This window comes from Pseudoduganella sp. RAF19 (assembly GCF_052114165.1).
Taxonomy (GTDB): domain Bacteria; phylum Pseudomonadota; class Gammaproteobacteria; order Burkholderiales; family Burkholderiaceae_D; genus Rugamonas.
Map to the genome: position 1 here is coordinate 159,289 of NZ_JBFREF010000006.1, position 12,294 is coordinate 171,582.

The following is a 12,294-nucleotide window of genomic DNA, read 5'->3' on the forward strand; positions in this document are numbered from 1 at the left end:
CTGAGATGAACGTCACGCTGATTTCTTTTGTCGTACTGTATTTGCTGGGTACGCTTGCCCTGGGCGTGTGGGCAGGAACGCGGATCAAGAACACCACCGACTTCGCCGTGGCCGGCCGCAGCCTGCCGCTGATCATGGTCGTGACCACCACCTTCGCCACCTGGTTTGGCGCGGAAACCGTGATGGGCATTCCCGCCAAATTCGTGCAGGGCGGGCTGAACGCGCTGATCGAAGACCCGTTTGGCGCCGGCACCTGCCTGATCCTGGTCGGCATGTTCTTCGCGGCCCGCCTGTACAAGCTGAACCTGCTGACCATCGGCGACTTTTACCGCCAGCGTTTCGGCAAGGGCATCGAAGTGTTCTGCTCGGTGGCCATCATTATTTCCTACCTTGGCTGGGTGGCGGCGCAGATCACCGCGCTGGGCCTGGTGTTCTCGGTACTGACCAATGGCGCCATGTCCGAAACCGCGGGCATGATCGTGGGCACGCTGGCCGTGCTGATCTACGTGGTGGTGGGCGGCTTCCTGGCGGTGGCATGGACCGACTTCATCCAGATGATCGTGCTGGTGCTGGGCCTGTCCGTGATTGCTTTCTTCTCGGCTGACCTGGCCGGCGGCACCGGCAAGGTGCTGACCATGGCGACCGACAGCCATCTGTGGAATTTCCTGCCGCCGGCAACCTTTACCGACATCGCCATGTTTGTCGGCGCCGGCGTGACCATGATGCTGGGTTCCATTCCGCAGCAGGACGTGTTCCAGCGCGTGATGTCCGCCAAGAACGCGCCGACTGCGCGCACCGGCGCGATGATCGGCGGCGCTTCCTATATCGTGTTTGCCTTTGTGCCGATGTTCATCGTGGCCTGTGCCGTGATCGTGATGGGCGACCACGCGATGGAGCTGGCGAAGAACGATTACCAGCGCCTGCTGCCGACCTTCGTGCTGACCCGCATGCCGCTGATCATGCAGATCCTGTTCTTTGGCGCGCTGCTGTCTGCGATCAAGTCGACTTCGTCGGCGACGCTGCTGGCGCCTTCCACCAGCTTTGTTGAGAACATCCTGAAGAACCTGCGGCCGGGCATGGGCGACCGCCAGCAACTGCTGGCCATGCGGACCACCATCGTGATCTTTGCCGCGCTGGTGCTGGCTTACGCGGTGGCGATGAAGGGCACGTCGATTTACGATCTGGTGTCCAGCGCGTACCAGGTGACGCTGGTGGGCGCCTTTGTGCCGCTGGTGATGGGGCTGTACTGGAAGCGTTCGACCACGCAGGGGGCCATTTTCTCGCTGGGTGCGGGGATTGCGACCTGGATTATTTTTTTCCCGCAGCTGTCGGATCTGGGTACGCACTTCCCGGGCCAGCTGGCTGGTTTGCTGGCAGCCTTTGCGGGCATGATCGGCGGTTCGCTGATGCCGCAGATTCTGCGCAACCGGCAGGATGCGAAGCACGTGGTCAAAGGCCTCAGCGCATAAAAAAAACGCCGCGAAATTCGCGGCGTTTTTTTTTCGTAGGGCGGATCATCGATCCGCCGTGCATGCGCTCAGGCCGTTGCCTTGAGCTTGCGCGCGATATCCAGCGCAAAGTAAGTCAGCACACCATCCGCGCCGGCGCGCTTGAAAGCCAGCATCGACTCCATCATCACCTTGTCGTGATCCAGCCAGCCGTTGAGCGCGGCGGCTTTCAGCATCGCGTATTCGCCGGACACCTGGTAAGCGAAGGTCGGCACCTTGAACTCATCCTTTACCCGGCGCACGATATCCAGGTACGGCATACCGGGCTTGACCATCACCATATCCGCACCCTCAGCGATATCCAGCGCCACTTCGCGCAGCGCTTCGTTGCTGTTGGCCGGGTCCATCTGGTAAGTCATCTTGTCGGCCTTGCCCAGCGTGCCTGCCGAGCCCACCGCGTCGCGGAAGGGGCCGTAGAAGGCGGAGGCGTACTTGGCCGAGTAAGCCATGATGCGGGTGTGGATCAGGTTCTTCTCTTCCAGCGCCGCGCGGATATAGCCGATGCGGCCATCCATCATGTCGGACGGCGCCACCATGTCCACGCCGGCTTCCGCCTGGGTCAATGCCTGGCGCACCAGCAGCTCGGTGGTTTCGGTGTTCAGCACATAGCCGTTGTCGTCGATCGGACCATCCTGGCCGTGGCTGGTGTACGGGTCCAGCGCCACGTCGGTCATGATGCCCAGCTGAGGGAAATGCTTCTTCAGTTCGCGCACGGCGCGCGGCACCAGGCCTTCCGGATTGGCGGCTTCGATGCCATCCGGCGTTTTCAGCGACGCGTCGATATTCGGGAACAGGGCCAGCACGGGAATGCCCAGCGCCACGCACTCTTCCGCCACCTTCATCAGCAGGTCGACCGACACCCGCTCCACGCCCGGCATGGAGGCCACCGGCTCGCGGCGGTTGGCGCCGTCGAGAATGAACACCGGGTAGATCAGGTCGGAAGCGGTCACCATGTTCTCGCGCATCAGGGCGCGGGAGAAGGGATCGCGGCGCATGCGGCGCATGCGGATTGCTGGGAAGTCAGGCGTAATCATTCGTCATTCCGTTTCAGTTGGGGTGGATGCGTCCGGCGCGTCATTGAGGCCGGCCAGCTCTTCAATCTTGGCCGTCGCTTCCTCGATGCCGATGCGCTTAAGCGCGGAAAACAATTGCACGGTGAAGGGGAAACCTTCGCCGTCTTCATCCACGTAGCTATCCAGCTTGGCTTTCGCCTGGCGCAGCACGTTGATGGATTCGTTACGGTTCAGCTTGTCCGCCTTGGTCAGGATGCAGTGGATCGGCTTGCCGGTCGGGGCAAACCATTCGATCATTTGCTGGTCCAGTTCGGTGAACGGGCGGCGTGCGTCCATCATCAACACAAGCGCCGCCAGCTGATCGCGCTGCTGCACATAATCGCCGAGAAGACGCTGCCAGTGGAATTTCGCGTCGCCAGAAACTTCGGCGTAGCCATAACCCGGCAAGTCGGCAATCAGGCATTGGATTTCATCGACTTTAACGGGATCATGGCGATGCATTGCCACATGGGCGCCGCCAACGGAAAAGAAATTAATATGCTGGGTGCGGCCGGGCGTTTTGGACGCAAATGCCAGCCCTTTTTGATTGCACAGAATATTAATTGCGGTGGATTTGCCGGCATTTGAGCGGCCGGCAAAAGCAATTTCAGGCACGGAAGTGCGTGGCAGGTCGCGCAAATGGTTTACGGTCGTGAAAAAGCGGGCTTGCCAGAGTTTGGACATGGGATGGGACAGAAATTGCAACAAAGGAAGGAAAAACGCTAGAAAGCTATTGTACAATAAGGGGTTACGAATTGTTGTCATGCCCCTTCTGCCTAATTTACGGGCACTGGTGGCAGCGAATCCTTTACCACTAATTTATTACTAGTCTCAGGGTGTCTTAATGAATCGTGCGTTTTCACCGTTTGTAAAATCCTTGTTCGTTGCACTGCTGGCTGTTTCTGGTATCGCATCCGCTGCTGAAGCGCATGCACCTGCCGCTCCAAAGGCTGATGCGGCCAAGGGCGCCACCCTGTTTGGCGACGGTGATGCAGCGCGCGGGCTGCCGGCTTGCGTGTCCTGCCACGGCGCCGCTGGTAACTCGACCATTTCGGCCAACCCGAAGCTGGCTGGCCAGGCTGAAGCCTACATCTACAAGCAGCTGGTGGACTTCACCGAGCCAAACCGCAACCAGCCGGTGATGACCACCTACGCCAAGATGCTGACGGAAGAGGAAAAGCACAATATCGCTGCCTACCTGTCCAACCAGACCCAGAAGCCGGGCGCTGCCAAGAACAAAGACACCATCGAACTGGGCAAGAAGATCTACCGCGGTGGTATCGCTGAAAAGAACGTGCCTGCCTGCGCATCCTGCCACGGCGCTTCCGGCGGCGGCATGCCAGCCCGCTATCCACGCATCGGCGGCCAGCACCAGGACTACACCATCGCTCAGCTGAGCGGTTTCAAGTCCGGCGCCCGCAAGAACAGCGCTGAGATGGCAACCATCTCCAAGCGCCTGTCCGACGACGAGATGAAAGCCGTCGCCGACTACGTGGCCGGCTTGAAGTAATCGCTATCTGCCGCAGTACGAAGCGGCTTAAGACATGAAAAGGGCGGCCCGCGCAAGCAGGCAGCCCTTTTTTGCGTTAATCTCCTGATTTTTTCCTGCACATGAGCAACATCACCAGCACATCCGGTATCCAGCTGCGCAATAGCCGCGGCCCCATGGCGGAAGTCGTCGAGCTGCTGTCCTCGATGCGCTTTGCCATCGCCTTGCTCGCCATGATCGCGATTGCCTCGGTCATCGGCACCATCATGCAGCAGGGCAAACCGGCAGCCGACTATATCAACCAGTTCGGACCGTTCTGGTCCGAGGTGTATGGCAAGCTGGGGCTGTACGCCATCTATTCGTCCTGGTGGTTCCTGACGATCATGGGTGTGCTGGTGGTTTCGACCACGCTGTGCATCGTCCACAATACGCCCAAGATGCTGAAGGACATGCGCAGCTGGCGCGAGAAGGTGCGCGAAGCTTCGCTCAACAACTTCCACCACAAGAACCAGTGGCAGTCGCCGCTGGCGCGCCAGGCACTGGCTGCGCAAACTGCCGAGCGCCTGAAACACGCGGGCTATGCGGCCAAGATCGTCGACAAGGACGGCGCCACGCTGGTCACCGCCAAGCGCGGTGCCGGCAATAAATTCGGCTACATTTTTGCGCACAGTGCCATCGTCATTATCTGTATCGGCGGCATGCTCGATTCCGATGTGCCGATCCGCTTCCAGCAATGGCTGTTCGATAAAAGCGCCTTTGCCGGCAATGGCCTGATCAGCGAGATCCCGGCCAAGCATCGCCTGGGCGTACACAACCCGACCTACCGCGGCAATATCTCGCTGCCGGAAGGCCAGGCCGGCAATACTGCGATCCTGCCGCGTCCCGATGGCGTGCTGCTGCAGGATCTGCCGTTCTCCATCCAGCTGAAGAAGTTCGACATCGATTTCTACAGCACCGGCATGCCCAAGCTGTTCGCCAGCGATGTGGTGGTGCGCGATAACGAGACGGGTGAAACCAAGGCCGCCACCATCGAGGTGAACAAGCCCTTGATCTACAAAGGCGTTGCCATCTACCAGTCCAGTTTTGAAGACGGCGGCTCCAAGCTGAAGCTGAGCGGTTTCCCGATGAAGGGCGACAAGGCCGACAAGTTCGAGATCGCGGGCGAAGTGGGAGGCGCCAGCAAGCTGAATGACGATTACACCGTGGAGTGGTCGGACTTCCGTCCCTTCAACGTGGAGAACACAGGCTCGCAGGATGCGCGTGCGGTCACCAAAGGCGAAAACCTGAGCGAATCCTTCGCGCACAGCCTGGACAAACAACTCGGCTCCGCGGCCAAGAACGCTAATAACAAGAACCTGAAGAACGTCGGCCCGAGCGTGCAATACCGTCTGCGCGACAAGACCGGCCAGGCGCGCGAATACCAGAACTATATGCAGCCGGTGACCCTGGACGGCGACGAGATCTTCCTGTCCGGCGTGCGCACCAATCCGGGCGACCAGTTCAGCTACCTGCGTATTCCGGCCGACGACGAGCACACCGTCAAGGAGTGGATGCGCCTGCGCGCCGCCGTGCAGGACCCAGCCCTGCGCGCCAAAGCCGCGGAGCGCTATTCCCGCCGCGCCATGCCGGATGCGAACGAGGCCATGCGCGCCCAGCTGCAGGCATCGGCGCAGAAAGGTCTGGAGATCTTCGCCGGCGACGACAAGGGCTCCGGCTTCGTCGCCATCAGCCGCTTCCTGGAAAAAGTGCCGCAAGCCGAGCAAACCAAGGCCGCTGACATCTTCCTGAAAATTTTGAACGGCACCATGTGGGAACTGTGGCAGACCATGCGCGAGCAGGCCGGCCAGCAAGGCCCCACGCCGGACGAGAAGCACGCACGCTTCCTGCAGCTGGCCACCAATGCTTTGTCGGACAGCTTCTTCTACGGCGCGCCGGTCTATCTGCAGCTGGATGATTACACCCAGATCAAGGCGTCCGTGTTCCAGGTGACGCGCTCGCCGGGCAAGACGGTGGTCTACCTCGGCTGCGTGCTGCTGGTGCTGGGCGTGTTCTCCATGTTCTACATCCGCGAGCGCCGCGTGTGGGTATGGGTGAAAGATGCCGGGGAGGGCGCGCAAGCCCTGATGGCCATGAGCACTCAGCGCAGGACCATGGACTTTGAAAGAGAGTTTAAGGAATTAAAGGAAAAGCTGCCGCAATCGGCGTAAGCTAGTGCCAGTTTTCGGAGAGATACGATGGAAATCACGCAAAACCAAACTTACACGCAGGCGCCCGGCTACTTCAAGCGTCTGGGCGCACTGGACTGGCTGTTCGCCCTGGCCCTGCTGGCGGGCGCGCTGTATGCGCTGAACCGCTTCGGCGCCTTTATGGATTATTACGAGAAGAGCATCCTGGTGGCAGCCGTGCCGACCTTTGCGGCGCTGGGCTGGCACTGGAAGCCGGTGCGCTGGCTGATGCCGCTGGCCTTCCTGCTGGCTTATTTCGGCGTCCACTTCTACGACGGCCAGCTGGCCAATGCGGAATCGCGCTTCTTCCTGAAGTACATGCTGTCCAGCCAGTCCGCGATCCTGTGGATGAGCACCATGTTCTTCCTGTCCACGCTGTTCTACATCGGCGGCCTGGTACTGCGCTCGCCGTTTGGTGGTTCGGTCGGCTCCAAGCTGTGCTGGGCCGCAGTGGTGCTGGGCCTGACCGGCATGCTGGTGCGCTGGTACGAATCCTACCTGATCGGCACGGACGTGGGCCATATCCCGATTTCGAACCTGTATGAAGTGTTCATCCTGTTCTCGCTGATCACTGCCCTGTTCTACCTCTACTACGAACAGCATTACCAGACCCGCCAGCTGGGTCCCTTCGTGCTGCTGGTGATCTCGGCGGCAATTGGCTTCCTGCTGTGGTACACGGTGGCGCGCGGCGCGGCCGACATCCAGCCGCTGGTGCCGGCGCTGCAAAGCTGGTGGATGAAGATTCACGTGCCGGCCAACTTCATCGGCTATGGCACCTTTGCGCTGGCGGCCATGGTGGCGTCGGCCTATCTGCTGAAGTCCCACGGCTACCTGGCGGACCGCCTGCCGTCGCTGGAACTGCTGGACGACGTGATGTACAAGGCCATCTCGGTCGGTTTTGCCTTCTTTACAATTGCCACCATTCTGGGCGCGCTGTGGGCGGCTGAGGCCTGGGGCGGCTACTGGTCCTGGGACCCCAAAGAAACCTGGGCGCTGATCGTCTGGCTGAACTACGCGGCCTGGCTGCATATGCGCCTGATGTCCGGCCTGCGCGGCCGTGCGGCGGCGTGGTGGGCGCTGGTGGGCCTGGTGGTGACGACCTTTGCTTTCCTGGGCGTCAACATGTTCTTGTCAGGTTTGCACTCCTACGGCAAATTGTAATCACAACGTAATTATGTGAATTCCGGATTGGTGTAAGGTTTGAAGTGTCTGGACGACCAAGTCCTAACCGAACACTTATCCGGAGTTGACATGCTGATCAAACGTAGCCCCAACGGCATCGACCTGCCGTTTTCCTCCGAAATCACGCCGCGCGAGATTTTTGAGTCGCGCCGTAGCTTCATCAAACAGCTGGCTGTCGGCTCCATTGCCGGTGCTGGCCTGCTGGACTCGGCCTTCGCACAGGGCGGCGGCAACGCCAAGCTGGCCGCCAAGCTGAATCCCGCCTGGTCGGCCATGGAAAAGCAGACCGCGTACAAGGATGCGACCAGCTACAACAACTTCTACGAGTTCGGTACCGATAAGAGCGACCCGGCGCACTATGCCGGCACGCTGCGCCCACGGCCATGGACCGTGTCCATCGAAGGCGAAGTGAAGAAGCCATTCACGCTGGATCTCGATAGCCTGCTTAAACTGGCGCCGCTGGAAGAGCGCGTGTACCGCCTGCGCTGCGTGGAGGGCTGGTCGATGGTGATTCCATGGATCGGCTACTCGCTTTCCGAAATCATCAAGAAGGCCGAACCGACCGGCAATGCGAAGTTCGTTGAATTCGTTTCGCTGGCCGACAAGAAGCAGATGCCAGGCGTCGGCAGCCGCGTGCTGGACTGGCCGTATGTGGAAGGTCTGCGCATGGACGAAGCCAATCACCCGCTGGCCCTGCTCACGCTGGGCATGTACGGCGAAGTGCTGCCGAACCAGAACGGCGCGCCGGTACGCATCATCGTCCCGTGGAAGTATGGCTTCAAATCAGCCAAGTCGATTGTGAAGATCCGCTTCGTGAAGGACATGCCGCGTACTGCCTGGAACCTGGCGGCGCCGAATGAATACGGCTTCTATTCGAATGTGAATCCGGACGTGGATCACCCGCGCTGGTCGCAGGCTTCCGAGCGCCGCATCGGCGAGGATGGTTTCTTCAACCGCAAGCGCAAGACGCTGATGTTCAACGGCTATTCCGACGTGGCCTCGCTCTACACGGGCATGGATTTGAGGAAGAACTTCTGATGATCGCCAATCCGACACCCCGGCAGCTCACAGTGCTGAAGACCATTGTCTTCGCACTGTCGCTGCTGCCGTTCTTCAAACTGGTCTGGCTGGTCGCCAACGACCAGCTGGTGGAGCCGCTGCAATACATCACGCGCGCCACCGGCGACTGGACCTTGTACTTCCTGTGCATCACGCTGGGCGTGACGCCGCTGCGCCGTTTCTCGAAGTGGAACTGGGTCCTCAAGCTGCGCCGCATGCTTGGCCTGTATGCCTTTTTCTACGGCCTGCTGCACTTCATGACCTTCTTCTGGTTCGATCACTTCTTTGATCTGCAGGAGATGCTGAAGGATGTGGTCAAGCGTCCCTTTATCACGGTCGGCTTCATCGCCTTCGTGCTGCTGATTCCTCTCGCGGTGACCAGCACCAATGCCATGGTGCGCCGCCTGGGCGGCAAGCGCTGGCAGCTGCTGCATAAGCTGGTGTACGTGATCGCGCCGCTGGGCATCCTGCACTTCTGGTGGATGAAGGCCGGCAAGCACGACTTCGCGCAGCCTATCCTGTTCGGCTCCATCGTGTTCGTGCTGCTGGCGCTGCGTGTCTGGTGGGCGCGCGAGAAAGCCGCGGCGCTGGCGCAAGGCAGCGTGCGCGCTGCGCCCGCCGCGAGCCGATGAATTGCCAGTGAGGCTTAGGGCGGATCACCGGTCCGCCGTCTGCCTGCCCTGCCGCGGCGCTCCCGCAGGCAGGGGCGCCGATGTAAAATGCTGCAAAAACTACATCGGCGCTCTTCATGCAAAACCCTTCCCCTGACGGCTTCCGCCGCCGCCTCGCTGTTCTTGCTGTCATTGCCCTTGCCGGCATCGCCGTACTGGTCGCTCGCCTGGTCTGGCTGCAGGCGCTGAGCTGATGTGGCAGCGCGTTCGGCCCTGGCTGGCCGTTGATGCGCCGCTGGCGCTGTGCGTCACGCTGCTGCTGGCGGCGGGCCTGGTCACCCTGTATTCCGCGGCCCTCGATTTCCCCGGCCGCTTCGAACTCCAGCTGCGCAATATCCTGATCGCGCTTGGCCTCATGTGGGCAGTGGCGAATGTCCCGCCACAGCAATTGCAGCGCTACGCAGCGGGCGTGTATGCCGCGGGCGTGCTGATGCTGCTGGCTGTCTTCGTTGCGGGCACCAGCCGTAAAGGCTCGCAGCGCTGGATTAATCTCGGCTTCGAATTCCAGCCCTCGGAGCTGATGAAGATCGCCATGCCGCTGATGCTGGCCTGGTTCTTCCATCATTTCCGCGCCACGCAGCGCTGGAAGACCTTTGCAGTGGCTGCCGTGCTGCTGCTGATTCCTGTCGCACTGATCGCCAGGCAGCCCGACCTGGGTACTGCGCTGCTGGTGCTGGCCGCGGGCTTCTATGTGATTCTGTTTGCTGGCCTGTCGTGGAAGGCATTGGCGGCGCTGGCTGCCGCGGCGGTGGTGGCTGTGCCGATTGCCTGGCCCTTCCTGCACGACTACCAGCGTCAGCGCGTGATAACCATGCTCGATCCGGGCGCCGACCCAATGGGCAAAGGCTTCCAGATCACGCAGGCGGGCATTGCGATTGGTTCGGGAGGCTTATCGGGCAAGGGCTGGCTCGAAGGCACGCAAGGCCATCTCGGCTTCGTGCCGGAGCGCTCGACGGACTTCATCTTCTCCGTCTTTGCCGAAGAATTTGGCCTGCTCGGAATTTGCGCCTTGCTGCTGCTGTACTTTCTGCTGATTGCGCGCGGCCTGCAAATTACCGCCCGCGCGGACACCCAGTTCGCACGCTTGCTGGCCGGATCGATCACGATGATCTTCTTCACCTACGTCTTCGTGAACATCGGCATGGTCAGTGGCATCGTGCCGGTGGTCGGCGTGCCGCTGCCCTTCATCAGCTACGGCGGCACAGCGCTCATGACGCTGGGACTGGGCTGCGGGATCTTGATGAGTATCCAGCGCCAGTCCCGGCAACGACTTATTTGATAACGGATTCCAGCGCGAACAGGTCGGCTGGATTTTCGCGCTGGCGCACGACGTGGACTTGTGAGCCGTCCACGATCAGTTCAACGGCGCGGCCGCGGGTGTTGTAGTTGGAAGCCATGGTCATGCCGTAGGCGCCGGCGGTCTTCATCACCAGCAGATCGCCTGGGGCAACCGCCAGCTCGCGGTCACGTGCCAGCCAGTCGCCGGATTCGCAGATCGGGCCGACCACGTCGAACATGGCGGAAGCCGTACCGGCTTTCACGACAGGCTGCATGTCCATCCACGCCTGATACATCGCCGGACGCGCCATATCGTTCATGGCCGCATCGACGATGCAGAAGTTCTTCTCTTCACCGTGCTTGATGAACTCCACGCGGGTCAGCAGTACGCCGGCGTTGCCGACGATCGAGCGGCCCGGTTCGAAGATCACCTTGATCGGCTGGCCGTTGTGCTTTTCCTTGCGCCAGGCGTCGATGCGCTTGAACAGGCGGCCGAGATAATCGCCGACCGGCACCGGCGCGCCGTCGCCGTAGTCGATGCCCAGGCCGCCGCCGATGTCCAGGTGGTGCAGGTGGATACCTTCAGCGTGCAGGGTGTCGATCAGTTCAATCAGCTTGTCCAGTGCTTCCAGCAGCGGTGCGTCGTCCAGCAGCTGCGAGCCGATGTGGCAGTCGATGCCGGAGACGTCCAGGTGCGGCAGCTTGGCAGCGACGCGATAGGTATCGAGCGCATCATCGAACGCTACGCCGAACTTGTTGGCCTTCAGGCCCGTGGCGATGTAAGGATGGGTCTTGGCATCCACGTTCGGATTCACGCGCAGCGATACGCGGGCCTTCTTGCCCATGCTGCCGGCCACTTCGTTCAGACGGTGCAGTTCAGGGATGGATTCCACGTTGAAGCACAGGATGTCGTGGTTCAGCGCCAGGCGCATTTCATCCACGCTCTTGCCCACGCCGGAGAAGATCACTTTCTTCGGATCGCCGCCGGCGGCAATCACGCGCAGCAGTTCGCCGCCGGACACGATATCGAAGCCCGCGCCCTTGTCCGCCAGCAGCTTCAGGATCGCCAGATTCGAATTCGCCTTCATGGCATAGCAGACCAGCGCATCGCGGCCGGCAGCGGCATTCGCGTATGAATCAAAGTTATCCAGCAGCGTCTTTTTGGAATAGACGTAGGCCGGGGTGCCGTATTGTTCTGCGATCGCGTTGAGCGCAACGTCTTCGGCGTGCATCACGCCATTCTGGTATTCGAATTGGGACATAAGAGCTTACTGTTGGGATGCTGGAGGAGTGGAGGGCACTGGGGAAGACGGTGGCGCCACGCCTGGTTTGCCGAGGTTGTCGGAACTGGCAGGCTTGGTGGGCGGTTTGGGCAGGTAGAGCGGACCGGTTTGGCCGCATGCGGTCAGCATTGCGGCGAGGGCCAGCGCGGCAGGCAGTGCGATTCTGGACTTCACGATTAAAATACGGTTTGGATTGAGACCTTGGAGTGTAGCATGACCGAATCGGAATTTTTGGAGCTGGCGGAAGAGACGCTGGATGCTGTTGAGGCAGCACTGGACCGTCTGGCCGACCAGGATATGGTGGATGTGGAGTGCAGCCGCAACGGCAATGTGCTGGAAATCGAGTTCCTGGAGAACGGATCGAAGGTGATCGTCAACAGCCAGGCAGCGATGAAAGAGCTGTGGGTGGCCGCGCGCTCGGGCGGTTTCCACTACCGCTTTCTGGAAGGTAAATGGTGCGATACGCGCAGCGGGCTGGAATTGTTCGCTGCGCTGTCGGAGATTGCCACCGCACAAGGCGGCGCGCCGGTGGTGCTTGCGCCTTAAA

At 60.9% G+C, this 12,294-nt stretch carries 12 protein-coding genes; 8 read left to right on the top strand and 4 right to left on the bottom strand.

The window, feature by feature from the left end:
* The first annotated feature begins 5 nt into the window (after positions 1–5).
* Positions 6–1,469 carry a sodium:solute symporter family protein gene (locus tag AB4Z19_RS17595; protein WP_442025473.1) on the top strand — a complete coding sequence of 488 codons (1,464 nt, stop codon included), beginning with the start codon at positions 6–8 and terminating at the stop codon, positions 1,467–1,469.
* A 68-nt stretch (positions 1,470–1,537) separates the two neighbouring features.
* Here AB4Z19_RS17595 and hemB read toward each other — a convergent pair whose 3' ends face one another.
* Positions 1,538–2,542: a porphobilinogen synthase gene (gene hemB, locus AB4Z19_RS17600; RefSeq protein ID WP_442025472.1), complete on the bottom strand. Its 1,005-nt coding sequence runs from the start codon at positions 2,540–2,542 to the stop codon at positions 1,538–1,540.
* A 3-nt stretch (positions 2,543–2,545) separates the two neighbouring features.
* Positions 2,546–3,244 (bottom strand): ribosome biogenesis GTP-binding protein YihA/YsxC, encoded by a 699-nt coding sequence (gene yihA / locus AB4Z19_RS17605; protein ID WP_442025474.1) that lies wholly within the window; start codon positions 3,242–3,244, stop codon positions 2,546–2,548.
* Positions 3,245–3,404: 160 nt separating this feature from the next.
* Between yihA and AB4Z19_RS17610 the strand changes: the two genes are divergently transcribed.
* From AB4Z19_RS17610 to rodA, 6 genes are all read left to right on the top strand, one after another.
* On the top strand, positions 3,405–4,070 hold the full coding sequence (locus tag AB4Z19_RS17610) for a c-type cytochrome (protein ID WP_442035712.1): 666 nt from the start codon (positions 3,405–3,407) through the stop codon (positions 4,068–4,070).
* A 101-nt stretch (positions 4,071–4,171) separates the two neighbouring features.
* Positions 4,172–6,256 (top strand): cytochrome c biogenesis protein ResB, encoded by a 2,085-nt coding sequence (locus tag AB4Z19_RS17615; RefSeq protein WP_442025470.1) that lies wholly within the window; start codon positions 4,172–4,174, stop codon positions 6,254–6,256.
* A gap of 27 nt (positions 6,257–6,283) precedes the next feature.
* Complete coding sequence (ccsB, locus tag AB4Z19_RS17620; protein ID WP_442025469.1) at positions 6,284–7,435, top strand: c-type cytochrome biogenesis protein CcsB; 1,152 nt, start codon at positions 6,284–6,286, stop codon at positions 7,433–7,435.
* A gap of 90 nt (positions 7,436–7,525) precedes the next feature.
* Complete coding sequence (gene msrP, locus AB4Z19_RS17625; protein ID WP_442025468.1) at positions 7,526–8,494, top strand: protein-methionine-sulfoxide reductase catalytic subunit MsrP; 969 nt, start codon at positions 7,526–7,528, stop codon at positions 8,492–8,494.
* The gene (locus AB4Z19_RS17630; protein WP_442025467.1) at positions 8,494–9,147 is read left to right on the top strand and encodes a sulfite oxidase heme-binding subunit YedZ; all 654 of its coding nucleotides are present in this window, start codon (positions 8,494–8,496) and stop codon (positions 9,145–9,147) included. The genes msrP and AB4Z19_RS17630 overlap by 1 nt, the downstream gene beginning before the upstream one ends.
* 232 nt (positions 9,148–9,379) lie before the next feature.
* The gene (gene rodA, locus AB4Z19_RS17635) at positions 9,380–10,465 is read left to right on the top strand and encodes a rod shape-determining protein RodA (protein ID WP_442035713.1); all 1,086 of its coding nucleotides are present in this window, start codon (positions 9,380–9,382) and stop codon (positions 10,463–10,465) included.
* Here rodA and lysA read toward each other — a convergent pair.
* The gene (gene lysA, locus AB4Z19_RS17640; RefSeq protein WP_442026834.1) at positions 10,458–11,726 is read right to left on the bottom strand and encodes a diaminopimelate decarboxylase; all 1,269 of its coding nucleotides are present in this window, start codon (positions 11,724–11,726) and stop codon (positions 10,458–10,460) included. The genes rodA and lysA overlap by 8 nt on opposite strands.
* Before the next feature lie 6 nt (positions 11,727–11,732).
* Entirely contained in the window at positions 11,733–11,921 is a 189-nt protein-coding gene (gene lptM / locus AB4Z19_RS17645; protein WP_442026835.1) for an LPS translocon maturation chaperone LptM, read from the bottom strand.
* A gap of 39 nt (positions 11,922–11,960) precedes the next feature.
* On the opposite strand from lptM, the gene cyaY reads away from it, so the two are divergent.
* On the top strand, positions 11,961–12,293 hold the full coding sequence (cyaY, locus tag AB4Z19_RS17650) for an iron donor protein CyaY (RefSeq protein ID WP_442026836.1): 333 nt from the start codon (positions 11,961–11,963) through the stop codon (positions 12,291–12,293).
* Position 12,294: the final 1 nt, after the last annotated feature.